General features: G+C 64.5%; 26 protein-coding genes and 1 pseudogene. 13 read left to right on the top strand and 14 right to left on the bottom strand.

Annotated features, from left to right (window positions below; genetic code table 11):
• Window positions 1-408 precede the first annotated feature (408 nt).
• The 5 genes and pseudogenes from QRN63_RS16305 to QRN63_RS16285 all read left to right on the top strand — a co-directional run bounded on the left by QRN63_RS16305 (window position 409) and on the right by QRN63_RS16285 (window position 5053).
• Complete coding sequence (locus tag QRN63_RS16305; protein WP_285031700.1) at window positions 409-666, top strand: hypothetical protein; 258 nt, start codon at window positions 409-411, stop codon at window positions 664-666.
• A gap of 219 nt (window positions 667-885) precedes the next feature.
• Complete coding sequence (locus QRN63_RS16300) at window positions 886-1731, top strand: polysaccharide deacetylase family protein (RefSeq protein WP_285031859.1); 846 nt, start codon at window positions 886-888, stop codon at window positions 1729-1731.
• A 113-nt stretch (window positions 1732-1844) separates the two neighbouring features.
• Window positions 1845-4412 (top strand): heavy metal translocating P-type ATPase, encoded by a 2568-nt coding sequence (locus tag QRN63_RS16295; RefSeq protein ID WP_285031699.1) that lies wholly within the window; start codon window positions 1845-1847, stop codon window positions 4410-4412.
• A 126-nt stretch (window positions 4413-4538) separates the two neighbouring features.
• Window positions 4539-4747, top strand: a pseudogene (locus tag QRN63_RS16290) (lipase family protein); the annotation flags it as partial.
• A 168-nt stretch (window positions 4748-4915) separates the two neighbouring features.
• Complete coding sequence (locus QRN63_RS16285; RefSeq protein WP_285031698.1) at window positions 4916-5053, top strand: SDR family oxidoreductase; 138 nt, start codon at window positions 4916-4918, stop codon at window positions 5051-5053.
• 66 nt (window positions 5054-5119) lie between these two features.
• Here the strand turns inward: QRN63_RS16285 and QRN63_RS16280 are convergent, their stop codons facing one another.
• Both QRN63_RS16280 and QRN63_RS16275 read right to left on the bottom strand, forming a co-directional pair.
• Window positions 5120-6181, bottom strand: a complete 1062-nt coding sequence (locus QRN63_RS16280) for a flavin monoamine oxidase family protein (protein WP_285031697.1) — start codon at window positions 6179-6181, stop codon at window positions 5120-5122.
• A 229-nt stretch (window positions 6182-6410) separates the two neighbouring features.
• Window positions 6411-7634, bottom strand: a complete 1224-nt coding sequence (locus tag QRN63_RS16275; protein WP_285031696.1) for a PucR family transcriptional regulator — start codon at window positions 7632-7634, stop codon at window positions 6411-6413.
• A 221-nt stretch (window positions 7635-7855) separates the two neighbouring features.
• On the opposite strand from QRN63_RS16275, the gene QRN63_RS16270 reads away from it, so the two are divergent.
• Together QRN63_RS16270 and QRN63_RS16265 are read left to right on the top strand one after the other, a co-directional pair.
• Complete coding sequence (locus tag QRN63_RS16270) at window positions 7856-8707, top strand: alpha/beta hydrolase (RefSeq protein ID WP_285031858.1); 852 nt, start codon at window positions 7856-7858, stop codon at window positions 8705-8707.
• A 17-nt stretch (window positions 8708-8724) separates the two neighbouring features.
• A complete protein-coding gene (locus QRN63_RS16265; RefSeq protein WP_285031695.1) occupies window positions 8725-9657 on the top strand; it encodes an SDR family NAD(P)-dependent oxidoreductase in 933 nt (310 codons plus the stop codon).
• Here the strand turns inward: QRN63_RS16265 and QRN63_RS16260 are convergent.
• Both QRN63_RS16260 and QRN63_RS16255 read right to left on the bottom strand, forming a co-directional pair.
• Window positions 9645-10076, bottom strand: coding sequence for a nuclear transport factor 2 family protein (locus tag QRN63_RS16260; protein WP_285031693.1), 432 nt, complete (start codon window positions 10074-10076; stop codon window positions 9645-9647). The genes QRN63_RS16265 and QRN63_RS16260 overlap by 13 nt on opposite strands.
• The gene (locus tag QRN63_RS16255; protein WP_285031691.1) at window positions 10076-11200 is read right to left on the bottom strand and encodes a phosphotransferase; all 1125 of its coding nucleotides are present in this window, start codon (window positions 11198-11200) and stop codon (window positions 10076-10078) included. The genes QRN63_RS16260 and QRN63_RS16255 overlap by 1 nt, the downstream gene beginning before the upstream one ends.
• 98 nt (window positions 11201-11298) lie before the next feature.
• Between QRN63_RS16255 and QRN63_RS16250 the strand changes: the two genes are divergently transcribed.
• Window positions 11299-11940, top strand: a complete 642-nt coding sequence (locus QRN63_RS16250; RefSeq protein WP_285031690.1) for a hypothetical protein — start codon at window positions 11299-11301, stop codon at window positions 11938-11940.
• 101 nt (window positions 11941-12041) lie between these two features.
• On the opposite strand, the gene QRN63_RS16245 is transcribed toward QRN63_RS16250, so the two are convergent.
• Complete coding sequence (locus QRN63_RS16245; protein ID WP_285031688.1) at window positions 12042-12560, bottom strand: winged helix-turn-helix transcriptional regulator; 519 nt, start codon at window positions 12558-12560, stop codon at window positions 12042-12044.
• 92 nt (window positions 12561-12652) lie between these two features.
• Between QRN63_RS16245 and QRN63_RS16240 the strand changes: the two genes are divergently transcribed.
• Window positions 12653-14245 (top strand): phytoene desaturase family protein, encoded by a 1593-nt coding sequence (locus QRN63_RS16240; RefSeq protein ID WP_285031686.1) that lies wholly within the window; start codon window positions 12653-12655, stop codon window positions 14243-14245.
• A 33-nt stretch (window positions 14246-14278) separates the two neighbouring features.
• Here QRN63_RS16240 and QRN63_RS16235 read toward each other — a convergent pair whose 3' ends face one another.
• From QRN63_RS16235 to QRN63_RS16205, 7 genes are all read right to left on the bottom strand, one after another.
• Window positions 14279-15424, bottom strand: coding sequence for a sulfotransferase family protein (locus QRN63_RS16235; RefSeq protein WP_285031684.1), 1146 nt, complete (start codon window positions 15422-15424; stop codon window positions 14279-14281).
• Entirely contained in the window at window positions 15421-16203 is a 783-nt protein-coding gene (locus QRN63_RS16230) for an SDR family oxidoreductase (protein ID WP_285031683.1), read from the bottom strand. Before QRN63_RS16230 ends, QRN63_RS16235 begins: the two co-directional genes overlap by 4 nt.
• 2 nt (window positions 16204-16205) lie before the next feature.
• Window positions 16206-17333 carry a hypothetical protein gene (locus QRN63_RS16225; RefSeq protein ID WP_285031682.1) on the bottom strand — a complete coding sequence of 376 codons (1128 nt, stop codon included), beginning with the start codon at window positions 17331-17333 and terminating at the stop codon, window positions 16206-16208.
• 140 nt (window positions 17334-17473) lie between these two features.
• Window positions 17474-17971 (bottom strand): SRPBCC domain-containing protein, encoded by a 498-nt coding sequence (locus tag QRN63_RS16220; RefSeq protein WP_285031681.1) that lies wholly within the window; start codon window positions 17969-17971, stop codon window positions 17474-17476.
• Between the two features lie 103 nt (window positions 17972-18074).
• Window positions 18075-18431, bottom strand: coding sequence for a carboxymuconolactone decarboxylase family protein (locus QRN63_RS16215; protein ID WP_285031680.1), 357 nt, complete (start codon window positions 18429-18431; stop codon window positions 18075-18077).
• Between the two features lie 28 nt (window positions 18432-18459).
• Complete coding sequence (locus QRN63_RS16210) at window positions 18460-19245, bottom strand: SDR family NAD(P)-dependent oxidoreductase (RefSeq protein ID WP_502888145.1); 786 nt, start codon at window positions 19243-19245, stop codon at window positions 18460-18462.
• 16 nt (window positions 19246-19261) lie between these two features.
• On the bottom strand, window positions 19262-20296 hold the full coding sequence (locus tag QRN63_RS16205; protein WP_285031679.1) for an alcohol dehydrogenase catalytic domain-containing protein: 1035 nt from the start codon (window positions 20294-20296) through the stop codon (window positions 19262-19264).
• Between the two features lie 205 nt (window positions 20297-20501).
• On the opposite strand from QRN63_RS16205, the gene QRN63_RS16200 reads away from it, so the two are divergent.
• The 4 genes from QRN63_RS16200 (at window position 20502) to QRN63_RS16185 (ending at window position 24008) form a co-directional block, all read left to right on the top strand.
• Window positions 20502-21395, top strand: a complete 894-nt coding sequence (locus QRN63_RS16200) for a LysR family transcriptional regulator (RefSeq protein WP_285031678.1) — start codon at window positions 20502-20504, stop codon at window positions 21393-21395.
• Between the two features lie 142 nt (window positions 21396-21537).
• Complete coding sequence (locus tag QRN63_RS16195) at window positions 21538-22602, top strand: flavin monoamine oxidase family protein (protein ID WP_285031676.1); 1065 nt, start codon at window positions 21538-21540, stop codon at window positions 22600-22602.
• A 5-nt stretch (window positions 22603-22607) separates the two neighbouring features.
• Entirely contained in the window at window positions 22608-23135 is a 528-nt protein-coding gene (locus QRN63_RS16190; RefSeq protein WP_285031674.1) for a DinB family protein, read from the top strand.
• A gap of 24 nt (window positions 23136-23159) precedes the next feature.
• Entirely contained in the window at window positions 23160-24008 is an 849-nt protein-coding gene (locus QRN63_RS16185; RefSeq protein WP_285031672.1) for a PhzF family protein, read from the top strand.
• Window positions 24009-24025: 17 nt separating this feature from the next.
• Here QRN63_RS16185 and QRN63_RS16180 read toward each other — a convergent pair whose 3' ends face one another.
• The gene (locus tag QRN63_RS16180; RefSeq protein ID WP_285031671.1) at window positions 24026-24268 is read right to left on the bottom strand and encodes a three-helix bundle dimerization domain-containing protein; all 243 of its coding nucleotides are present in this window, start codon (window positions 24266-24268) and stop codon (window positions 24026-24028) included.
• Window positions 24269-24418: 150 nt separating this feature from the next.
• Window positions 24419-25795, bottom strand: coding sequence for a tetratricopeptide repeat protein (locus QRN63_RS16175; protein WP_285031670.1), 1377 nt, complete (start codon window positions 25793-25795; stop codon window positions 24419-24421).
• Between the last annotated feature and the right edge of the window lie 97 nt (window positions 25796-25892).

Raw genomic sequence — 25892 nt, 5'->3', positions numbered from 1 at the left:
ACACCCCGGCACGGACTCGCAGGCTCAGCCTGTCCGCCGCGGCAAATGAAGTTGCGCACCACTGATCTACACCGCACCACGTCCACGCCTCCTCACGCCAGGGGATCGGCAGGCTGCGCCGCCAGCCACCGCAAGCCGGCAGGCACCGGTAATGCCGATCTACGCCGCCTTCACGTACGTAGTTAAACCGTAGAAACGAGACTCACGTTACATGACACAAGCCACATAGGTAACTTTGGCCACAATTTCAGCCACGTAATTCGTGGCGCGGGCCCGAATTCGTATTTCCACGCCTTCGCGCGGACGCGTACACCACCAGGCTTAGCCGTGCTCGAACGCGGAGGTGATGTCTACTATGTAGAGCAGTACTAGATCACTACATATGTCCTACGGAAGGGAGAACTGCCGATGAGTCCGATCCGGCGCGGCCGCGCACCACGACTGTCGATCTACACACCCGGCTTCCGGCGTGAACGGCGCCGCCGGGCGGCAGGCTGGCTACTGGTCGGCGTGGGCGCCGTGATGGCGCTGGTGCACATGGTGACGCACCTGGGCCGCTTCGCCCTCGTCGGGTACCAGGATCTGCTCATGGGCTATCCGATGGCCGCCGTGTTGATCCTGGCCGGATTCATCCTCATCGGCTGGGTCAGCACACCGTCGCCTTGACGGGCGGTATCAGCCACCGACTCCGGCGGCCAGACCGTGCACAACTCGCAGGCACGTCGAGGTGAGCCATCACCATCACGGCACGACAACAGGTCCGTCAGGATCAGACCAACAAAACTACGGCTGATGTCAGTACGCTACAGATACGTAGACAATGTGCGCACTTGACGTCGGGCAGTTCAGGCAGGAGAACACGTGGGGCGCTTGCGTTCGCGTTGGATGTGGCAACTCGGTGTGCTGGTCGTGGTTCTGAGCACGGTCACGGTGCTGGTAGTCGCGGCGGCGCGCCGTCAACGCGACCTGGACGCGGATCACGTCGACTGCTCGATGCACAAATGCGTGGCGCTGACGTTCGATGATGGCCCTACACCGTTCACCGACCGTCTGCTACGGGTGCTCAGTGGCCGTGGCGCCAAAGCCACCTTCTTCCTCATTGGCAACAAGGTCACTGGCAACCAAGACTCCGCCCGCCGCATCAGCAATGCCGGGATGGAGATCGGCAGCCACACCTGGGAGCACCCGAATATGTCGACCATTCCGGTCGACGACATCCCCGACCAACTCCACAAAGCAACCGCCGCCATCGCGGCAGCCACTGGCCGCGCACCCACCCTCTATCGACCTGCGGGCGGGCTGTCCACACCCGCGGTGCGCGCCGAAGCCCGTCGACAGGGGCTGTCCGAAATCCTCTGGGATGTAATACCTTTCGACTGGATCAACGATGCCAACCTCTCCGCCAGCACCTACATGCTCAAAACCCAGATCAAACCCGGATCAGTGGTGCTCCTCCACGACACCTACTCCAGCACCGTCGACCTGGTGTACCAGTTCCTGCCGGTCCTGATCGCCAACGACTACCACATGGTCACCGTCAGTCATCTGCTCGGCTACCGCGAAGCCGGAACCAGCTACGGGGGCCGCGAAAACGGCCCAGCTGCAAATGCGCTCACCGACATCCCGGCCGACCGGATACCAGTGCTTCCCGCTACACCTTCACCGCGACCGGCGCCCAACTTGCCGATCACCGATATTCCCAACCAGAGTCCCGGCGGCCCACCCGCCTAACCACGCACCCTGCGCGCCGAGCGCGCATAAACCTACCTGCTCCCCGAGCGGCGCTCACGGACCGCCCGGTAACCCGACAACCACCCCGATCTCGCGACGACAAGGAGCAGATGATGTCGAACATCGACGCCATAGTGATCGGGGTGGCCGTCGCAGCCATCGCCGGTTTGACGTGGTTCTTCTTCGGCCCCCGCACCGCACACGCGGCCGCGGTCAGCGGCGGGGTCCAACGCCTGCAGGTCACCGTGCGCGGCGGCTACAGCCCCAACATGCTGCAAGTGCGCCAAGACATTCCAGTGGAGATCGAATTCGACCGGCAGGAAACCGGCGATTGTTCCTCACACGTGACCTTCCCGGACTTGCAGCTGTCCGCGGCGCTGCCCGCCTATCAACGCACGACAGTGCGGTTCACCCCGCACCGGGCCGGGTCGTTCGGATTCTCCTGCGGTATGAACATGATCCACGGCACCCTCGTCGTCACCCCAAACGAAACAGGTACCGCCGGCGAGGAATCCGCGACCCACGAACGGATGCGACCTGCCGGGGCTGCGACCACCCCGGAACCGGCCGCTGCTGATCTGGAAGCCGCCCAAGCCGAAGAACGGCGCGCAGAAATCTCCGACCTGACCCACCGCGTCGTCATCGGCGCGGTCCTGACCGCTCCGGTGCTCTTCGCCGCGATGGCCCAAACCTTCGGTGCCACTTGGGTGCCCGCGATCCTGCTCAACCACTGGGCGCAGCTGGCGCTGATCAGCCCGGTGATGTTCTACGTCGGCTGGCCCATCCACCGCACCGGCTGGCTTGCCCTGACCCATAGCAGCGCCGACATGAACTCCCTGATCACCTTGGGCACCGTGGCCGCCTACGGCTACAGCCTGCTGGTCACCGTCGCGCCGGCCCTGGTGCCGGCCACCGTCCGCAACGTGTACTTCGAAGCCGTCGGGGTGATCATCACCCTGATCCTGCTGGGCCGCTTGCTCGAAGCCAAAGCCAAAGCCGGTACCGGCGAAGCCATCCGGGCCCTGCTCGGGCTGCAAGCCCGCACCGCGCGGGTGATCCGCGACGGTCTCGAAATCACCATCGCGGTCGAGGACGTGATGGTCGGCGACGACATCCTGATCCGGCCCGGCGAGAAGATCCCGGTCGACGCCACCGTGCTGTCTGGGCAATCCGCGGTCGACGAGTCCATGGTCACCGGGGAATCGATGCCGGTCACCAAACACCCCGGCGACACCGTCATCGGCGCCACGGTCAACACCACCGGCTCACTGCGGGTCCGCGCGGCCAAGGTGGGCGCGGACACCATGCTGGCCCAGATCGTGCGCATGGTGCAGCAAGCCCAGGCCTCCAAAGCCCCGATCCAGCGCCTGGCCGACGCGATCTCGGCCTACTTCGTGCCCGCGGTCATCGTCATAGCCATCATCGCGTTCACGGTGTGGTTCGTCGCCGGACCACCGCCGGCGTTGACGCTGGCGCTGGTATCTGCGGTGTCCGTGCTGATCATTGCCTGTCCCTGCGCGTTGGGACTGGCCACCCCGCTATCGATCATGGTCGGCACCGGCAAAGGCGCCCGCGCCGGCATCCTGATCCGCTCCGCCCAAGCCCTCGAAACCGCGCACAAACTCGATACCATCGTCCTGGACAAGACCGGCACCATCACCGCCGGCAAACCCGCCCTCACCGACATCGAGACCGCCGGCTCCCTCAGCGCCCAGCAGCTACTGACGTTGGTGGCCGCCACCGAAGGCGACAGCGAACACCCGATGGCCACCGCCGTCGTGGCCGTAGCACGACAGCGCGGCATCACCGTTCCCACCGCGGCGGACTTCACCTCCATCACCGGCAAAGGCGTGCAGGCCACCGTCACCGGACACACCGTCCTAGTCGGCACCGCGACCCTGCTGGCCGAAAACGGTATCGACACAAACGAACTCGAACACATCGCCACCCGCCTCGCCGGGGAAGGCAAAACCGCGATCCTCGCCGCCGTCGACGGTGCCCCGGCCGGGGTGCTCGCGGTCGCCGACACCATCAAAGCCGACTCCGCCGCAGCCATCACGGCCCTGAGTCAGCTCGGGCTGCAGGTAGTGATGATCACCGGCGACAACGCCCGCACCGGCGCCGCGATCGCCCGACTGGTCGGGATACCGCGGGTGCTCGCCGAGGTTTTGCCCGAACACAAGGCCGCCGAAATCGCCCGCCTGCAAGCCGAAGGGCGCCGCGTCGGCATGGTCGGCGACGGCATCAACGACGCGCCCGCGCTCGCGCAAGCCGACGTCGGGCTGGCCATCGGCACCGGCACCGACGTCGCCATCGAAGCCGCCGACATCACCCTCATCTCCGGGTCACTCGCCGGCGTGGTCACCGCCATCAGGCTCTCGCATGCCACCATGGCCAACATCCGACAAAACCTGTTCTTCGCGTTGATCTACAACGCGGTCGGCATCCCGCTGGCCGCCGGGGTGCTCTACCCGCTGCTCGGGCTGCGGCTGTCCCCCATGATCGCCGCCGGCGCGATGGCCCTGTCGTCCCTGTCGGTAGTCGGCAACGCCAACCGGCTACGCCGCTACCACAGCCAACCACTGCCCGCACCCGCACCGGCGACCACCGAGCCACAAGTGCAAACCGGCACCACCCACGCCGACCCGGACCCCATATCCAAAGCTCAAGCGCCGCAGTGACACCCGAGAAGGACTGCCCCATTCGCGCACACCACGTTCGCCGACGCCGTTGCCCCGGATCCCTTCGTAGCGATCCGGCCTAGGCACGGCTTTGCGTCGATTTTGAATAGTCCCTCCGCTCCAACATCAGGGCAGCTCGGGCGCTTCGTGGGAACCGGCACTCGGATCATGTACCGCAGCACTGATGCCCAGGGCCGTCCGGTCGCAGTGACTGGAACCTATATCGAACCGGATAACCCTGGCCAGGCAACGGTCCACGCCCGCTGCTGGCCTACGCGACGGCGCCCTATGGAATGGGTGAGCAGTGCGCACCGTCGCGGATGTTCAGCCAGGGGCAGTCAATCTTGTTGCACTGCAACGGGGCAAAGAGCGGAACCCGTAATGGCACGCCCCAATCGCCGGCAGCGTCGTGAAGGCCGGCGTTCTCCGAGCGCTTGTGGTCCTTCAGCAGCGCCCGCCTCCGACGTTCCCGCCACCTGTGCGAACCAACCTTGGACCGCGCCGTGATGATGCTGCTGGATCGTACCGTCACCATCGGCGATGCAGCCGATACCATCGTCTGTCTGTGCTCGCCCATATCTAATTACGTTACGGCGCAACTCATCCCCGTCAACGGCGGTGCCCACGGCGGGATGACCTGACCTACCTCTCGCCTGCGCTCATGTTCCCGATTGCGCCCAGTGAGCACAGCCATCTTCGGCGTCTGCTCAGGCGCGGGTCAGCTGTGCGTTGTGCTCGCCGGTCAGCCGCTTCGCGACCTGCTCCCCCGCCTGGATCGCGCCGTCGCTGTGACCTGCGTGCGCCGTCGCTGTTTCGGTGGACGCCCAGTGGATTCGCCTCATGATCGGCGACTGGAACTCGTTCGCCCCGTGGTTGGCCACTGTCGCTTCTGCGCAAGGCTGCGGCGGTGACGTGTAGCGTTCACGACTCCAATCAAGCACGTGCACAGTCCGAGGCTGCCCGGCGTCAGGACCAAACAGCTGAGTGAGCTGGTCGATGAACGCGTCGCCAGCGGCAGTCGGCGTTGAGTCGACGAATCGTGTTGCGGGAGCGAATCCGAACAATGCCGGTGGTTGTCTGTTCGGACCGCTGTGATTGTGGAGCTCGAAGAAAGGGCCGCGAGATGCGATGTCTGTACTAACAATCTGCTTCTCGTCCCAGACTGGCTCATCGTAGATCGCGACGACTTTGACGACGTGGCCCAGAAACACCGGGGTGCGTTCAGCGAGCGCGCGAAACTGAGGAGGCAAGCTCGGCCGAAACATGATCTGGCTGACGGCCAGTGCGGGCGGAAGGGCGATCACTACATGCTCAGCCGTAAACGACCCACGACTCGTACCGATAGCGACGTGGCCGTCATTGACGTCCACCTCGTGGACTAGTGCTGCCAGCCGCAGCACGCCGTCGGGAAGCTGTTCTGCGAGTCGGCGAGCCAATTCCTGTGCACCGTTTACGAATCGGTGCGCGGGCGTATCGATGGCATAGCCCGGCAAGCGCCACCCGCCATCGCTCAACGTTTCTGGGTAACTTTCGATACCTAGCCGGCTGACGAGCGCTCGAATGAGCGGCTCGTTTGACCACCACCAGTTTGCGCCGAGTTCAATATGTCCCCCACCTGCGAGTGAGACCGAACGGATGCGTCCTCCCGCCTCGTCGCGCGCTTCGAGCACCGCGACTCGCTTGCCCGCCCGACTGAGCCCGTCGGCGGCCGTCAATCCCGCGATTCCCGCACCCACAACGATGACGTCGTATTCCGATGCGTCCCTCATCGGTCGATAACCGTTTCGAGACGCCAAGTGGCAGTACGATTTTGCATGACCACGTACACATCAGGAATCTCAATCGAGTCGCTGCGCATCCTGGCCATCATCGGCTGCTCGGGGACGCGCTCGGGCCGGGAAGTTCGCTGACTAGAGCAGTTGAAGCCGCGGTGCACACGATGAGTTTAGCCGTTCTACCCCCTCCGTCGCCCACGGATCCAGATCGACTGGTCCTCCCTCAGCCAATCCAGCGCGCCAGTTCGAGTGCGATGGCGACCTCAATGCTGTTGTGAATCAACGGTTTCGGCAATAGTCGTTCGGCGCGTGCCACTCGGGACAAGATGGTATTGCGGTGGGTGAACATGCGGGTTGCGGTTCGTGGCGCGTTGGACTGCTCACGCAGATAGATGCGGACGGTTTCGCACAGCTCAGGGTCGGAGTCCGCGAACGCGCCAAGGGTGTGCGCGACGAATTCCCGAGCCCGGGGCTCGTCGTGACTCATCAATGCCACGAGCTCGACCGACTCCCAGCGCGCCAGCCGCGCACGCTGCCCGCGCATCAGTAGCCTCTGGGTGGCCAGCGCCTCGAGGTGACTGCGGCGAAACCCTTCCACGCCAGCCGCGGGAGATCCGATGGCCGCGAACACATCTGGGTGGCGACCCAGGACGGCGTCAACGGGTGAGAGGTCGGATGCTTCCGCGTTGGAGAGCCATACCCACAGCGCGTTGACAGCGGGAACGATCGTCAGCGGCCGACGCACACCGACGGCGGCGGCGAGTGCCTCGACCGCTTCGTCGAGCACTTCGGCGACCGGTTCGGGTTGGTCGCTCCACACGATGGCGGCCAGATGTGTCTGTCTCAAGCTGTAGTTCAGCCGCGACTCGGCCATCTCGAGGCGGATCGGTGCACCTTCGAGAATGAGGGTCACGGTCTCCAGTCGTTCGGCCTGGCTACCACTCGTGAGTCGTTTTCGTTCCTCGCGCATCTGAGCTGACACCAGTGCCGTTGTCGCATCGACGAATTCGAAGATCGACCGGGCACTGTAGTCCAGAAGTTCGGCAAGTTCGCGAGCGTCGTCAGTCAATCCGAAAGCGATGCTCATCCAGCGCCGCCATGCCGTGTTCTGGCCGGCGCGCCAAGCCTGCAGGACGGTGTCATCCAGCCCGCGACGAATGAGGTCCCGAGCGATGATCTTGGGCTCGGCGCCCGGGTTAGCCGGGACCGCGGCGGCCGGATTCCGTTGGACGGATTCGGCCCAAAACAGGTAGTTCGAGCGGTTGCTGCGGCGCATCGCGGCCGTCAGCGTGGGATCTTCTGCCAGGGCGGGATCGTGGTCGGCGAGCGTGGCCGCATCGATCTCCTCGAGGAACTCATCGAGGACGTCAGCCGAGGGCTCCAGAATCTGCCGCGCGCCAGCCTGCATCAACTCCGCAATACGCGGGGACGGCTGCAGCCACACCATAGAGCCAGCATAAGCCCAATCAGTGCAGATGCACATTTACTTGCGTCAACTGTAGGCATTTGCCTATTGGCATGCGCGCCGCCCGAGAGGAGCATCACTCGTAGCGCCGGTTACGGCGCAGATCACTGCTTTGTTCGGAGGTACAGGCGTTGCCTGAATTTCAGTCGTCGAACGACACAACAGGCGCCCGCCTCGATGTCGAATTCGCTTCCGGCGACGCGATGTGTCGCGCATGGCTCTATCTGCCCCAAGCTCAGCAACCCCGCCCGGTGGTGATCATGGCGCACGGCTTGGGCGGCGTCCGCGAGATGCGCCTCGACGCCTACGCCGAGCGGTTCACCGCCGCCGGGTACGCGTGCCTGGTTTTCGATTACCGCCATTTCGGCGCCAGCGACGGCCGACCGCGTCAACTCCTCGACATCAACCGGCAATTGGCCGACTGGTCGGCCGCGGTCGCCTTCGCGCGCACCCGCACCGACATCGACGGCACACGAACCATCCTGTGGGGCACCTCGTTCGGCGGCGGCCACGTCATCGTCGCGGCGGCTCGAGAGCCCGACATCGCAGCGGTCATCTCACAGTGCCCGTTCACCGACGGACTCGCGTCGGCGCGGGCGACGTCTCCGCGGAGCTTGGCGAAGGTCGCCTTCTACGCCATCGCCGATGTGGCCGGGGCACTGCGCGGGAAGGCACCCGTCATGGTGCCGCTCGCCGGCGCGCCCAAATCGGCGGCGTTGATGACCGCACCGGATGCCGTGCCCGGGTACCTCGGGCTGGTCCCCGACGGGGCGCCGCATCGAAACGAGGTCGCCGCCCGTATCGCATTGCACGTCGGCTTCCATCGCCCCGGACGTTACGCCCGGCGGGTGCAGTGCCCAATCCTGTTCTGCGTGTGCGAATCCGACAGCGTGGCTCCGGCCGGAGCCACGCTGCGCCACGCCCGCACCGCGCCTGCGGGCGAGGTGCGCCTCTATCCGGAGGGCCACTTCGACATCTACGTCGGCGCACCGTTCGAGCGCGTCATCGCCGACCAGATCGCCTTCCTGCATCGCCACGTCCCTGTCGGCCCTTGATCCCGCATTGAAATCGATTGAAGGAAACCATGACTCGTTATGACCTGACCGGACGCACTGTTGTCATCACCGGTGCCACCGGCGGCCTTGGTTCCGCCCTGGCATTGGCTCTGCGCCGCCGCGGCGCCAACTTGGCGTTGTTCGATCTGGACCTCGCCGCCGCCACCGCCCAGGCAGCCCGCCTCGGCGACGACGCAGTCGCCAAGGGCTTTCACGCCGACGTACGCGACATGGCCGGTCTGGAAGATTCAATGGCACAGGCAGCCAAGCACTTCGACGGGGTCGACGTCGTAATCGCCAACGCCGGCATCGATACCGTCGGCCCGATGGCCACCCTCAATCCGGCAGCGTTCGAACGCGTCATCGACGTCAACCTCACCGGTGTTTGGCGCACGTTCCGCGCCGCCCTACCCCACGTGCAGGAACACTGCGGCTACCTACTCGCGATCTCGTCGATGGCTGCGTTCGCGCATTCGCCGCTGCAAGCCTCCTACACGGCCAGCAAAGCGGGAACGTGGGCGATGTGCGACAGCATCCGCCTCGAGCTGCGTCATCTCGGCGTCGGTGTCGGCAGCGCCCACCCAACGTTCTTCCGCACACCGTTGATGGACGACGTCGTCGCCGACCCGGCAGGTCGAGAACTGTGGGGCGGCAACGATAAAGGGCTGTGGAAAATGGTCCCGCTCGAAACCGTCGTCGCTGGGATCGTCAGCGGGATCGAACGCCGCGCGGAACAGATCATCGTCCCCAAAAGGCTGACCTTCGCCGCGAAGGCTCCCGGCGTCTTTCGCCCGCTCATCGAGCGGATCGGCTTCCGGCCGAACACGATTCAACGAGCAATCGAGTTGGCCTCACCGGCAGGCTGGCACGACCGTCACGCGGTCAGGCGTCACCAATCGAATGTCGAATCCGCCGCTGATCTGTCAGTCCCTGCTCCTCAGGTGTTGTAGTCGAGCACCTTCTCTTCGCGTCGTGTCGTGATACGCCATCCGTTCGACGTCCGGCGGTAGGTGTCGTGGTACCAGAGTCCGTAGAACTGAACTCGGTCCTTCTGGTGTTCGAGTCTGAGCGCCATCGGGGCCAGGCAGATGGAGCGCCCCGTCGCCTCGTCGTCCTCGACGGTGATGATGTGGTTGGTGGTGATGTGCAGCATGCCGTTGAACCAGGACAGGGTGTCGCGCAGCCACTGCTTGACCTCTGGGTAGTATCCCGCGATGCCGCCCATGGCCCGGTAGTCGACGTACGCGTCAGGGGTGAACACATCATCGAGTGCGTCGAAGTTCTTCGTGTCGATTGCCAGGGAATAGCGGTAGGACAATTCGGCGATCGCCGTCCGATCGCTGAGAGTTTGTAGCGAATGCCCAGTCATCATCGCTCCCCCGCCGTCGTCGCCTCGAGTTGCGCGAAGGCTTCCTTGGACTCCAAGTCGCGGTAGGCGGTAGCCAGCCGGATTTGGTTGGCCACGTTGATTTCCCAGCCGTAGTTCTCGATGGGAGTGGTGAGCCAGCCGATGTAGAAACACCACGCGGCGGCCAGGCGGTATTCCTGGGTGAGCTCGTACAGTGTCGGCGCCTCGGTGACGCCGTGGTGGCTGAGGCGCTGGCGGTAGTAGGAGAGCAGATCGGTTTCGTGCTCGCGTCGGTCCTGCACGGACAGACCGGTGATGACGATGTAGGCCACGTCGTGCATGCAGTAGCCGTACGACGTCAGTTGCCAGTCGAGCAATCCATAGCTGCCATCAGGCATCCGGTACGTGTTGCCGATGTGGGTATCGCCATGGACCAGCGTGCGCGGTAGGCCGGCTTGGTGCTGCTGAGCCAGTGCGACATTGCGCAGCAGAGATTGGCCTGTCTCACCCACGGATTCGACGAGTTCGCGTTTGAACTGTTGCGTCTGGATCTCCCAGTTGACCAACATCGGTACGCCGCCCTCGTGATTGAACAATTCGTGCAACGGTCCGCTGATGTGGGGATGCACCCACGCCAGGTCGTCATCGAACCGAGACGATTGCCAGTACCTGGCGTGCAGGGCGGCCAGCTGATCGAGCAACCCGCGGATGTCCGCGGCGCTCGTGGGGGTCAGGACGGAAGGGAATTCGGCACCGCGCGGCCGTAAGTCTTCCAGCACCAACCCAAACGAACTGCCCTCAACGTCGCGGTACCCACCCACACAGCTGGGGGTGTTCACCGGCAGCTCATCACCCAGGCGCGTATAGACGTTGACTTCGTTGTCGTAGAGCGGCAAATCGCCGAAGCCGGGCCGAGCCACCTTGACCATCAGCCGCTGTGGCAGATGGGGAGCACCGCCTGCGAAATCGACGTCCATCGCGATGCGCCGCGCAGTCGAGACCCGTTGCTCCCCTTCGCTGGACAGAGCCGCATCAACGATCCGGATGTGCTCCACGGTCACGTCGGGGTACTTCGTGCGCACCAGTCGTTGAACCAGCGACTCGTCGAACTCCTCGGGGGTCAGCGGTATGGGCAACTCTGTCATCGTTCCTCATCTCCCACCTCTGCCTGGAGGTGTCGTCAGTCCGCCACACTAAAGCGAATGCTTTAATCCGTCAATAAAGCATGTGGTTTAATGGCGGGATGGCAGAGAGCCGCGATACCGAGGACCGCTCACGGGCGGGCGCGGCGACGCCCGCGCGTGAACGCCTCATGGATGCCACCGAATTCCTTGTGGCCGAACGCGGATTGGCGGTCAGCGCCCGCGAAATCGCGGCGCACGCGGGACAGCGCAACAACTCCGCGGTGATCTACCACTTCGGCAATCTCGATGGCCTTCTCGCCGCCACCCTGCAACGACGCATGGACAGCCTGGAACGCCGTCGCATGCAATTACTCGACGAGATCGCTCCGGCCCATGAACCCTCGATTTCCGACCTGCTGACCATCATGGCCGAGCCGGCGTTGACCATCCCCTACCTCGAAGGCGCCACACACTACGCGCGTTTCGTCGAACAGATCCGCCACCACCCGGTGATTTCCGAGGCGGAGTCCAGCATTGAGAACTGGCCCGGCATGACAACGATCCTGCGGAGCCTGAACCGCAAGATTCGCTCTCACCGTCGGCTGCAGAAGCGGCGGATCACCATGATGGCCACCGCGATGTACGCCCTCGTCGCCGACTACGAACGCCGCGGCGAACTGATCACGCCTCGCGGCAGAGCAGCCGCTTCTGCCGAACTGGTCACCGTGCTGACGGCGATCCTCACCGCCGTCCAGGCCTAAGCGAATTACCTTCCGCGGCAGCGGATATTGCGCGCCGCCAACTGACGCCTGCAGCCTGTGAGGCGACAGTCACGGTAGCGAAGCCCGTCATCGGGCGACTGCTAATGCTTGTGCGCGGGGCGCGCGCCAGGGCCTGCCGCGGCGACCATGTCGGCCACGGCCGTCACTTGATGCCCGGCCTCGCAGGTGACGGTGGCATGGATCCGCTGCCCGCAGTCGCGATGACGCAGAGAGACCGTAGCGGCGTCCGGTTCGAGCAGCCATCGATCGGCCCAATCGTTGAGCGCGAGCAGTATCGGCGCCAGACTGCGGCCCTTGTCGGTGAGCCGGTATTCGTCGCGCTCCCTCGTGCCCGGCGTCCGGTACGGCACCTTCTGCAGCAACCCGTCCGCCACGCATGCCCGAAGGCGCGTTGCGAGCACGCTTGGACTGACACCGCAGTGCCGTTGAAAGTCGTCGAATCGACGAGTGCCGTAAAACGCCTCTCGAATGATCGCGCCCGTCGTGCGCGGACTCAGCGCGTCCAGCGCCAGCGCGATCGAATCCGGTTCGAGATTCCAGGCCTCACGATCCCAGTGGCCATCGCGGCCGTTGTCGGTTGGTTCGGCGGTGTCGCTCACATCATCTCCAGTGCCCATTGTTTGTGCTCGACCCTATCGACAAGATAGCCTGACTTTGGTTTATAGAAGTCAGCATATGGAGGTCGTGACCAATGTCCGTAGGTCGGAGTTACCACCGCAGCACCGTGGGGGATTCGTGGGATGTAATCGTCGTCGGATCCGGAATCGGAGGCCTGGCAGCCGCGGGTCTGCTGGCTCGCGCCGGACGGCGGGTCCTGGTGCTGGAGCGACACACCACGGCCGGCGGGGCCACCCAGACGTTCAAGCGGTCGGGATACGAGTGGGATGCCGGGCTGCACTACATCGGCCAGGTCCACAGCCCCGCGAGTACGCTGCGCCGGGTCTTCGACTACATCACCGACGGAAAGCTGGCGTGGGAACCCATGGCCGACGTCTACAACCGGATCATCGTCGGTGATCGCGAGTACGAATACCCCTCGGGGCAAAAAGCATTCACCGACCGCATGAAGAAATACTTCCCCGACGAGGCCGCCGCGATCGACCGGTACACGGAGCTGGTAACGGAAGCAAATCGCACCTCACGCAGTTTCTTCGCCCACCGGGCCCTACCGCGTGAGCTCGCCGAGGGTCTGTACGCCGATATGTGCGAACCGTTCCGCGCGTTCTCCGACCGCACCGTGTCCGAAGTGTTGTCCGAGCTGACCGACAACAGCGAACTGAAGACCGTCCTTTGCGGCCATTGCGGCGATTACAGCCTCAACCCCGCACGGGCGTCCTTCGCGATCCACGCGATGCTGATCCGGCACTACATCCATGGCGCCAGCTACCCAATCGGCGGCTCCGGCCGCTTAGCGGAGACGATCACCGACGTGATCCGCGCTGCCGGCGGCGAAGTCCTCATCAGTGCTGACGTCGACGCCGTCGAACTCGACGAGGCGGGACAGGCTTGCGGTGTCACGATGGCGGACGGCCGCCGGTTCGGCGCGCCCGCGGTGATCAGTGACGCCGGTGCGCACAACACGCTCACCCGACTACTGCCATCTGAATCAGCTGACGCCGGCCTGATCGAGAGTTGTCGGTCCGTCGGTCCGTCACTGCCGTGGGTCGTGCTCAACATCGGCATCCGCGCATCCGGCGACGACCTCGACCTGCCACGTGGCAACATCTGGATACATCACGGGCCAGACATCGACAACGCGGTGACGGCGTACGAGTCCGACCCCACGAATCGCCCAATGCCCCTGTACTTCCTCACCTTCCCCTCGGTCAAGGACCCGTCCTGGCTACAGCGCCACCCGGGGCGCACCACCGTCGACATCGCGGGCGTGACCAGCTGGAAACTGTTCGAACAGTATGCGGAAACCGCCTGGATGCGCCGCGGTGCAGCGTACGAGGATTTGAAGGCTCAGCTGACCGATGAACTACTGCAACAACTTCTGCGAGTCTGTCCACAGCTGGAAGGCCGGATCGACCATCTCGAGCTCGCGACGCCGCTGAGCTTCAATCACTTCCTCAACCGGCAATACGGCGACTTCATGTCATTGGCGGCCACACCTCAAAGGTTCGCACTGCGAAACCTCAGCGCCCACACGGCAATTCCCAATCTCTACCTCAGTGGACAGGACGTTGTGGCTGCCGGCGTGGTCGGTGCCCTCACCGGAGGAGCCGTCGCCGCGTCTGCCGTCCTGGGGCGAGACGTATTCGCCGACCTCCCCACCGAATGAGAGCAGGCGCCGCCTAAAGCGTCAGCGGCGTGGTCAGCGGGCCTGGAACCGCGACCGCACCACGTCGGAAGTCAATCCGTAGTCCTCGAGGGCGTAGCGGTGTTTGGGTGCACGAGGTCCATGGCTGGACTCGGCGTGGGCTGCCTCCATCGCCAGTACTGCCTGGTCGGTCAGCGTCAAGCCGAAGTATTCGTAGACCTTGCAGGCGGTCCCGACCGGATCGGCGACGAAGTCGAAGTAGTCCACGTCGTAGAAATGCCGCGGGTTGTGCGTCGCACGAGCCGCGTCGAACTGCTCGATCCCCCGCGCCCAGGTGTCGAGTACATCCTGTCCGAGTTGTGCGCCGGCGAACGTGGTAGACCAACCCTCGGTGGAGTGTTCGGCCAGCGAACACATCGAGGCCAGGAGTGTTTCGGGAGGGCGGTGGCACTGCACGATCAGCGCGTCCGGATAGACCTCCAGAATCGCATCCAATGAGAATAGATGGCTTGGATTCTTTAGTACCCAACGTTTTTTGGCGTCGTTAAGGCCGATCAGCTGCAGATTCTTACGGTGCCTCCGGAACGACGGCGCCCAATCTTGCCGGCTCAGCCATCGCGCATAACTCGGCACGTGCGCCAGCGACTCGAATGACACCGAGTGCATGGACTGGCGCAGCAACTGCCAGCATTCTTCGAGGACGTTCTCATCGATGTAGTGCAGACCGAGGAATTCCGGATTCTCCCTGTGTGCTTTGGCGTAATAGGCCTTCAGCTCACGGTATTCGGGAAATGAATCCCACTCGAGCCGCGGCGGGCGCGGCTGCGGGTACTCCGCCAGCCACAATTCGAGCCCCTGATGGCTGGGGTCGGCGCCCAAGAGGCGGTGCAATGCGGTAGTGCCGGTCCGAGGCAGACCCGTCACGAAGATGGGCCGCTCGATCTCGACATCAGCGTGGCCGGGGTAGCGCTTCCAGGCGGCCTCGCTGAGGAGCCGGGCCACCAGCCCCGCGCGCAGGAAATACCGCGTCATCGCCGCGCCCAGCGGTGTGAAGTCCGATTCGCTTGCGTATGAGTCGAGTAGAACGCCGAGCGCCTCGCGGAAGTTGTCGTCGTCGCTGCCGAAGTCGTGGTGTCCGGCCGTAGCGACGGCGTCGGCGCACAGGTCATCTACGGTGCCGACATCGGTTCGTGTTGTCATGCCTTGTGCTCCCCACAGTTGACATCGAGTGTTTGGCCGGTGATACCGGCGGCCAGGTCGCTGGTAAGGAAGATGATTGCCGAGGCGACATCGTCTTCGGTGACCAATCGCTTCAGGTCCGATTGCGCCGCTGCGGCCGCGTAGACCGCATCGACGGATACGCCCGACTCGCGTGCCTGGCGCTCGAAATACTCTTGGAGGATCTTTCCCCAAATGTATCCTGGCGCTACGGAATTCACACGGATACCGCCGCTGCCCAGCTCACTGGCGAGTGACTGCGACATCGCTAGCAGGGCAGATTTGGCTAGTTTGTACGGACCGTATAGCGGATCGGAATGTCTGATCACCATCGAGCTGAGGTTGACGATCGACCCGTTCGATTCAGTGAGTGCCGGCGTGAATGCCTGTATGGTGCGCAGCGCTCCGAGAACCGTCAGTTCGACAGAGTCACGAATGTGGCTATAGGTGGTTTCGCCGAAGGGCTTCATCGACGGGTGCATGAACGCGTTGTTCACCAGGGCGTCAACTTTGCCGTAGGCCGACAGCGCTGTTCGAGCAAGCTCACTGACCTCGGCGTCGACGGTGATGTCGGTGGGCACTGTCACTGCGCGTCGCCCCAAGTCGGTGATGGCGGCGGCGACGTCGTCGAGGCGGGCCGCCGACCGCGCCGCCAGCACGAGATCGGCGCCTTCTTCGGCACATCGACGGGCCAGGGTTGTACCGAGACCGGGCCCGACGCCGCTGATGACGACGACCTTGTCCTGAAGTAATCCTGTCATGATCAGCCCAGCATCCTGCGACCGATTTGGCTTTGCCGCAACGCTATTCGCGCCTTCCAGTCGTGCTCAGAAATCTTGTTGTGATCGTAGAACGGAAGCGCGGAGGCGATCTCGTCGAAGGCGACGAGCTCGACGCTCGGCCCGTCGGCTGCGGTCATCTCACGCGACAGCCGCTGCCAGCGGAACTGCAGATATCCGCGCCGATGCCCCAGGGTCTCTACCCAGTTCGTCACTCCCGGGTTGTACTCGGCAACGACGATTCGCACCTTTCCGTCCGGGTCGATTTGTGTCTGCGCGCCGTTGAGCGACGTCTGATGGTTGATGTAGTCCAAGGAGACGTACCACATGCTGCCGAGCTGAAATCCTTGGTACGGAGCGTCGCTCGCCGGCAATGTAATGATCAGCGCCTGGTCAGGCGTCAAATCGAAATGCCCGGCTGACGAGTATTGGGTGGTCAGCCCACCCGGAGTACTGCGTGGCGCCACGAGTGTGTTCACGGGCAGGTTCAAGTAGAACCACTGCGGGAATTGCAGCCAGGTCTTCACCCGATTGGTGAGTTCGACTGCTGCCGTGGCGAATTGCTTCTCCGCGAGTCCGACGCTCGGCAATGAGGGAGCCGTGCCCATCGTGTCGGCGCGGTATATCGCCAATGAGCCGCGCCGCTGCGACCAGTCGCCGTACACCTCACGGATGACGAGCTGCCCCGAACGGCTGGGCGTGAATCTCCATTCGAAACTCCCGTCGGAGGCGATATCGAGTTCGCGATCGTCGAAAGCCACTTCACTATCCGGGACGGAATCATCCGTGTACTCGCCGGACAGATACTGAAAGCTCAGGTCGGTGGTGGTGCCACGCACACCAGTGACGACGTACTCGAAACCAGCGAGCAACTTGGCGCCGAAATACAGTGTGTCCGGATTGTCGAGCCCCATCTTGGTGAACGGTCCCGTCCCGGACAGAAGAAACGGGTGGTCGGGATGCTGGTGAAATGCCTGATGCACGCAGCCGGCGACACAGCCGGCCAGGTACTGCAGTCCTTCGGCGAGGTCAGCATCACCGTCTATGTGCGGTGCCGTTGCTACGAGATGTTCGGCGTCGGCTATCGCACGCGTCAGCGGTTCGGAGTACATACCTACCGACGTTAAGTAGACTACTTCTCGAGAAAAACCGGGCTAACCGCTCAGCGGCACATCTTCGCCAATAGCGTTGGGTAGCAGCATTCTTCACGCCCAGCGCACGAATCACTGGCCGCGTGCCGGTCGGACGTGAATCAGCGACGGCTGCGTATCGCGGCGCAATGCTCGCTTCGTTTCTTCAGTGCCACAGCCGTGTCGTCGAATGCACGCTTTACCCATGCCCCGCAGTCGGCCATGACGTCACGCGCGTAGTCACCGAGGAACGCGTCCGTGGAGTAGTACCGGCAGCGGTCCTCTGCAATGGGTTCGATGACTTGGTCGCGTCGCGCGCCATATGGCGATTCGGGGGTCGCCCGCATCTCCCAGGAGATCAAACGCTCGGGAACGACGGCGCAGACATACTCGGTGTTGGTGGACGTGCCACCAACACCGGTGTAGTCGGCAAGAACCATCTCAACTGCCGCGCCCATCTCCAGAGTCGAAACAGCAGATATACAGAACGGATTCCACTGCGGATAGTTCTCGAGGTCGGTCAGGACCTCCCACACGATGGCTGCGGGCGCATCAATCTCGACGGTGATCGACCGCACCAATGTGCTCGGGTCGTAGCCTGGGATGGACAGTTCCGACATCGAGCTCCTTGAAAGAGATTGCGCCGAGCGAATTCAGCGAGTGCGCGTTGGCCGGGACCAACGCTGGCACGGCTGACATCAGCTGCGCAGGATGCCTTGCCGCTCAGCGGGAAAGGTCGTCCTTTCCGTCCTGAGCCTGTTCGAAGAACTTCATGGCCATGAAGCCGTGGGCATAGCTGCCGCCTGCACGCAATGCGGCGGCGATCATGGTGGTTTCGGCAATCTCTTGCTCAGTGGCCCCTTCGGCGTGAGCAGCGTTGGTGTGCGCCTCGATGCAGTAGGCACACTGTGTCGTGAGCGCCACGGCCACGGCCATCAGTTCTGCGTACTTGCGGGGGATAGCGTTGTTCTCCCCCCGCATCACTTCCTTGTCCCACGCCATGAACGCTTTGAACGCCGCGGGGGCGCCGTTGCGGATCTGGCGGGCGTACTGGTGGTCGGTGTGTTCGTGGTAGGTCATGGTGGTCCTCTCGAGTTGGGTTTCGGGTTTAGTTGCGTCCGGCCATCACGCCGCCGTCGACGTCCCAGACAGCTCCGGTGACCCAGGAGGTCTGGTCGGAGAGCAGGAAAACGGCGGTGGCGGCGATGTCGTCGGGAGTACCGACGCGGCCGATGGGATGAAGGGCGTCAAAGCTGTCGAGTGCGGATTCGACCTCGTCCTTGGGGATGAAGGCTTCGTAGATCGGCGTGCGCACCACCGCGGGCGCGATGGCGTTGACGCGGATGTGCTGGGGGCCCAGCTCGATGGCGAGGTTTTTGGTGAGCGCGTGCAAGCCGGCCTTGGCCATCGAGTACGCCGAGGATGGGGTGGCCGCCAGCGCTTGATGTGCCCACATGGAGCCGAGGTTGACCACCGCACCGCCGCGCCCGGACTTGGCCATGTTGGCGGTGACGGTCTGCGTTACGAAGAACAACGCCTTGTTGAGCTGGTGGTACGCGTCGTAGTCGGACTCGGTGTGCTCCAGGAACGGCTTCGGCGAAAACACGCCGGCCGCGTTGACCAGCATGATGGCGTCCGCGTGATCGTCGTTCAGGCGTTGACGCAGTTCAGCGAGCTGCGTGGCGTCGGCAAGGTCGGCCGCGATGGCCGTGACGTCGGCGGCGCCGGCGGCCCGCAGCTCCGCCGCGGCCTTGTCCGCCTTGTCCGCGCGCAGGCCGGTGACGACGGGGGTGCCGCCGTGTTCGACGATGCGGCGCGCAATGGCGAGACCCATGCCAGAGGTGCCGCCGATGACGATGGCTTTGCGGCCGGTGAAGTCGATGTCAATGGTCACGAGATAATCCCTTGTGTCAGTGTGAATCTGGAGTGAGGACGGTGCGATAGCGGGGCCGACCTTCGCCGAGTGCCCGCAGTGCTTCCAGGGCGCTCGTCAGCGGAACGGTCTCGATGCGGGGGCGAATGCCAGTGTCGACAGCGAACTTCATCGCCTGTTCGGTGTCGGCGGTGCTGCCGGTGAGCTGGCCGCCAACGGTGCGAGCGCCCATCACCAGCCTGTCGACACGCAGAGCGACGCTCATGTCACCGCCGAGGCCGACGACGGTGAGATGCCCTCGAGTCGCCAGACCATCGACGAGTTCCGGGATCGGGCCGGTGGAAGCGGCGGTCGAAATGGCCAGTGCCGCACCGCCAAGGGCACGCAGGGCTTGCCCCGGCTGTTCGCGGGCGCTGTCGATGTAATGGTGCGCGCCCAGCGCGCGGGCGTCGGCTTCCTTATCGTCCCCGCGCGCGATGGCGACCGTTTCGTAGCCCATGCGCGCCGCGAACTGCAGGGCCATGTGCCCGACGCCTCCGATTCCGAGGACGGCGACCAGGTCGCCGGGCTGCGGGTGGCCGGTGCGGACCGCATTGAACGCGGTCACCCCTGCGCAGCCGAACGGCGCGGCTTCCGCCATGGTCAAACCGTCCGGAATCGCCGCGAGTGCAGAAGCTGGCACGGTGATTGAGCCGGCCCAGCCGCCCGGGTACGAGACCCCGGGCGTCCGGCGCTCCGGGCAGTGCACCGGGTCTCCGGTCCGGCAGGCGGTGCAATGCCCGCAACTTCCACCGAACCACCCGACGGCCACCCGGTCGCCGACGGCGTGCCCTTCGACTCCGTCCCCGAGTTCGGCGATGATTCCGGCGATTTCGTGACCGGGGGTCACCGGAAAGCCGTACGCCGAGCTGCGCGCGGCGACGAGACCGATGTCGGCGCCGCACACGCCACTCGCGTGTACCGTGACGCGAACCTGCCCTGGTCCCGGCGACCCTGTCGGAACGGCGACGGCCTCCAGCTCCGCACCCGGTTCCAAGAGCTGCATTGCCGTGTGCAGTTGCGTGGTTGACATCGCGGTCGTCCCTTTCCTGTTCGAGTTCCTTGCGTGATGGGCAGCCACACGGTTTCGGTTATGGCTGCGTCACCTTTCTCGTGGGGCACACTGAGAATCGCGAAGGTGTTCGTCAATCAAGGTAGGCCCGGCATCGGCAGGCCGGTAGATGAGCACGACGAATACAGAGATATCCGTAGGTTATGACTCTTGAGGGAAGGACGCGATGAACATCGAGGGGTTGCGTTATGCGCATGCGGTGTCGCAAACGAAGTCGTTCAGTGCGGCGGCACGCGCGTACGGAGTGACCCAGCCCGCCCTCTCGAACGGTATCGCTCGGCTGGAGCAACAGCTGGGACTCCAGCTGTTCGACCGTTCACCTCGCGGGGTGAAGCCGACCGTGTCGGGGACGGTGATGTTGCCGCTCATCGAGCGCGCATTGGCGGCCTTGGACGCCGTGGCTACCGAGGCCGAACGGCTGGCCAGCCCCGGACCGGACAAGATCCGATTGGGGGTGTCGCCATTGATCGGATCAGACCTGGTGGCCCGCGCCTTCAGCGCGGCGCGCGAACTCACCAGGCCCAAGGCCCTTGTCCTGCGCGAAGCGGATCTCGCCGAATTGCGCCGCGGGCTCAGCGACGGGGAACTCGACCTCATACTCATCCCCGCGGTAGAGCCCGCACCACGGCTACATCACCGGGTCATTCACCGTGAACCCATCGTCGTGCTCGACCCGACCGCGCCACCCGGGGACGGCCCGGTGGAGTTGGAGGTAGCGGCCGCGGCGTCCTACATCCTCGTGCCCGGTACGTGCGGCCTGCGCACCTTCACCACAGGCCTTTTCGATGAGGAAGAACTCGCATTGCAGACGTATGCCGGGGAGGCGTCGAACTATCGGGTCCTGGAGGAATGGGCTCGGCTTGGTCTTGGTGCCGCGCTGCTTCCACAATCCAAGATCAGCAGCTCAGACAGCTGTCGCCCCTTGGTGCGAGCCGGCCGGCCGGTTGAGATCTCCTACGAAGCCGTCTGGCCGCGCACGTCCACGGTGGGCAGCGACGTGGCCGACCTCGTCGAGGCCATGGCGGGTCAGCAACCGGTCGCCCATTCGCAAGGTTTATAGCCGCATCACCTCCGCTCCCCTTCCCGCCTATTGCTCAGGTCCGTAGCGTGGCCGACGCGGCCGACCACCGTGGCCGCCAGGGAGCGTCCCGAGCCATAGCCAGGTCTGATCGCTCGAACCATCGAGAGGGGGACCGATAGCCATGCACGCGCACCATGAAGTGATCGTCATCGGCGCCGGCGTCGCGGGCCTGACAGCCATGCGAACGTTGACCGCAGCGGGTGTTGACGCTGTCTGCCTGGAGGCGCGCGCCCGCGTGGGCGGGAGATTGCTGACCGCTCAGACCGACGTCGGCCCGCTCGACCTCGGCGCAACATGGCTCTGGGCGCATGAGCGACGCATCACCGGCCTCGTCCGCGAGCTCGGTCTGCCAACCTTCCGCCAGCACGCCGACGGAGCCGTCCTGCTCGACGGTCGGGCAGTAGAACGCTTGGCCGACACGGACTTCAGGCCATCCTTGCGCTACGGATCAGGCGCCGCCGCGATCACCGAGCACCTATTCGCCAACCTACCGCCCGACTCGGTGCGCCTTCAAACCCCTGTCACAGCCCTGGCCGTTGACGGCACAGACACGCTGCAGGTGCGCACCCCCACCGCGACGCTGCACGCCGAACAGGTCATCGTCGCCGTTCCGCCGGCACTCGCAGTTGCTCGCATCGACCTTCCTCCCGAACTCCCCACCCGCCTCGTGCAGGTGGCACGGTCGACTCCGGTCTGGATGGGCAGGGTCACCAAAGTCGTTGTGCGCTACCGCAGCCCGTTCTGGCGCGACGACGGACTTTCCGGGACCGCCTTCAGCCGTCGTGGCCCGTTGCAGGAAATCCATGACATGTCAGGCCCGCACGCCCGACCCGCGGCCCTGCTCGGCTTCGTGGTTGGCGGATCCAACCGGCCCGACCTGGTCGCCGACGTCACGACCCAGCTGCAACGGCTGTTCGGTTGGCGCGCAGCGCATCCCGAAGAGGTCCTGGTACAGGACTGGAGCACCGAACACTGGACGTCCCCCTCCCACGTGTACCAGCTGACCGACTTCACGACCTACGGCCACCCGGCCTACACCCAACCCACGCTGGGTGGACGGCTGCACTGGGCAGCTACCGAAACCTCGACCGAGCACCCGGGCCATGTCGAGGGCGCCCTCGCCGCCGCCGAACGAGCCGCCCGCGCCGCCATAAGTCGGGCAAGCACGACCCTCACGAGAAAGTGACAAAGATGTTCGACATAGACGAACTCCTGCGCGAATATGACCGTGCCCGCGCGTACACCGATTCCCTCTGGCGGGATCTGACACCCGAGGAATTGGTCTGGCGCCCCCATCCCGAGTCGAGCGCGATCGGCTGGCACCTCGGCCACCAAGCTCACGTGGCCCACTTCATGATTCGCAATCTCACTGCGGCAGAACCCAGCCCAGATCCCCTGCTCGACGCCCTCATGGATTCCGCCACTCCCGAATCTCAGCGCGGCGGACTCCCCCACGCAGCACGCCTGGCCGCATTCCGCACCGCCGTCGGCGACCGGGTCCACGCCCGCATGATCGACATCAAGGATGGCCGAACCGGCGCCCCCGCACAGCTCACCGTCGTCGCCCAGCATCTGCTCACCACCGTGATCAACCACGAGTACCAGCACGACCGTTGGATCGGCGAGGTTCGATGCAACAACCTGGGGCACGCGCTGCCCCCGGACCCAGAATCAGACAAACTTGTCCATACCGACGGCTATTTGATGATCGCGTCCTGACGCGATCCGGATCGAGGACACCACATGCCCGCACCGCACGCCCGCGACTTCGCTCAAGTCGACGTCTTCTCCACCACGCCCTACCGCGGCAACCCCGTCGCCGTCGTGCTCGACGCCGACGGCCTCGACGAGCTCGAAATGGCCGCACTGGCCCGCTGGACCAACCTGTCGGAAACCACCTTCGTCCTCGAACCCACCACTCCCGCAGCCGATTACCGGTTGCGGATCTTCACCCCCGGCGGCGAGCTGCCCTTCGCCGGGCACCCGACGCTCGGATCCGCACATGCTTGGCTCGAACACGGCGGCACACCCGCCGCGGCCGGCACAATCGTGCAGGAATGCCAAGCGGGATTGGTTCAACTGCGCCGCGACGCCGAAACGCTCGCGTTCGCAGCACCGCCAACCACGCGTACCGGTCCCCTCGACGAGGGCTATCTGCACGCCATCGTCGACGCCTTCGGCATCACGCGTGATGAGATCGTCGACCATCAATGGGTCGACAACGGGCCAGGCTGGGCAGTGGTGCAACTCGCCACGGCCCAACAGGTCCTCGAGCTCGAACCCGACCTGGATGCGATACCGCATGCGATGGTCGGCGCTTTCGGGCCCTACCCAGCGGGGAGCCCGCAGGCATTCGAACTGCGGACGTTCGCGCCCGGTGTCGGGGTCGCCGAGGACCCGGTTTGCGGCAGCATGAACGCCAGCATGGGCCAATGGCTCACCAAGACCCGCAAGGCGCCATCGAATTACCAAGTCTCCCAAGGCGCCCGCCTTGGACGGGCCGGAATCATCCACATCGCCGCCGACGAAGACGGCACAGTCTGGGTCGGCGGCGCGACCACCACGTGTATCCGCGGCACCATCACCATCTGACCGAGCGTCGTCCGTGATCAGCTCTGGCGGCGTGAAGCCGCTGGCGAACCCGCCGACACACGCTGCGCGGTGCGTGCCAGCTGTGTGCGCACGCGACGTTCTACCAACAGCGGCACAAAATCACGAATAGTGCTGTACTCGAAGTACTCTCGGGCGGCAAGGACCGCGTCAGCAATATCGCCTGGCGACAGATGCGCATACGCCGCGACAAGCCGCCGTTCAAGATCGGCAACAAGCACGTCTTCGCTGATCTCTAGCATGGGACCACGATGGCTCCGCCCGCGTGCGGCAGGCAACTCGCCTGCCCGCTCAGCGGAAGAGGGGCACCCAGGCGAAACTAGCCCCGCAGGAACGCCGCCGCGTTCCTGCGGGCCAGTCCGAAACACGCTGCTTTCCAGGATAAAATCCGTTCACGCCCGTGTCCCTGCTGACGCGACACCCACAGCGTGGCCTGCCGTTAGAGCATTCGACATTCGCCGCACATACGCGTCCGTGAGTGGTGTGGAGCGCAACGCGCGCCGCTCATTCAGCAATGACCTCCACAGTTTGGTTCGGCCGGCGCGTTCTGCAGCGACAATCAGCGTCTGAGCCAGGATGTCTCGCTGCGCATGAGACGCGCCGATCCTGATCACCCGGTAGCGCACCGGCAGAAGGTCGTCCAAGGCGGCGTCGTATTCACCTGCGGAAAAGGCGAGGGCGCCGTCGATAATGCGCCTTCCGACGCTGACGGTGACGTCCTTGTTATCGCCGGAACCGTCGCGCTCGAACCGGTCGAGCGAGTCGCGAACCCGCGTCAGATCGCCGGCGTTGCCACCTCGAGCGACACTCAGGGCCAAGTGAAGATCGTTGAAGGCCAACACATGATCGTCGACGCGAGCCATCCACTGTCGACTCAACTCAGCCCAACGGTCCCCGACCGATGCTCCCGCCAACTCCAAGCGCCACAACATCGCGGTGCCGTCGATCATCGCGAGAAGATCGTTGGCGGCGACGAGTGGCTGCACAAACTTGTCGTAACCTGCCAGAGCTTCCGCGAATCGACCACTCTCGATGAGGTAGAGCGCCAGGTGCCAACCGTTGTGCACCGCGAGGTTGTGCGATTTACTCCAGCCTGGTTGTGCGGTCTTGAGGAATTCAATGCCCTCTTCGTGGCGGCACTCGTCCTCCATTACGTGAGCCAAGGCATGGACGGCCCATCCGTCTTCGTGGTCGAGGGCGATTGCTCTCCGCGCCATCTCTTCGGCGCGCCGCAGGTCACCGGCTTCCTCGAGACCAAACGCGTACTGGCCGAGAATTCGGCCGTAGAAGGCATCCGAGGCACTCCAGTACGGCAGCGTGCGCGCGACCGAATCGCGAATCCGCTGAGACTCGCCCAAATACAAGTACGCCTCTTGGGCAAAGCGGCTGGCGAGTGCATCACGGGGATCATCGAGCAGAATCGACTCCCAGATGTCCGTAGCTTGATACATCAACCCTGCCGACAACGCCTTTGCGGCCTCGAGATGCATGCGCTCACGGACTGAAGCCTGTTGTGCCGTCGACTCGGCATCCGTGATCGCCGCGGTGACCTCAGCACTATTTCCCGGGTTTCCGCCAAGCACGAGCATGGTGGCCGCCGCACTGTTCCCGAGCGAGAAGTCAGGGTCGGCCGACGCTGCCTCGCGGAGCGCCTGCGCGGGAGTGCCTCTCCAGCTGCAGTAGTCGACCACCGCCGTGTCGAGCGTTTCCACGCTCGAGACCGAACCTGTGACAGGAAGTCCGTGGGCATCGCGCAACAACTGAATCACCTCTCTGAAAATGTTTCTACTTGGCCCCGGCCGCGTGCAGCAGCCACGTATCCGAGCAATGCGCCGGAAACGCTTTGTCTGCCGACGCCGCCCATCG

It is taken from the genome of Mycolicibacterium sp. lyk4-40-TYG-92 (assembly GCF_030209435.1).
Lineage (GTDB): Bacteria > Actinomycetota > Actinomycetes > Mycobacteriales > Mycobacteriaceae > Mycobacterium.
The sequence above is the reverse complement of the archived record's forward strand: the minus strand, read 5'-3'. Positions and strand labels throughout refer to the sequence as shown.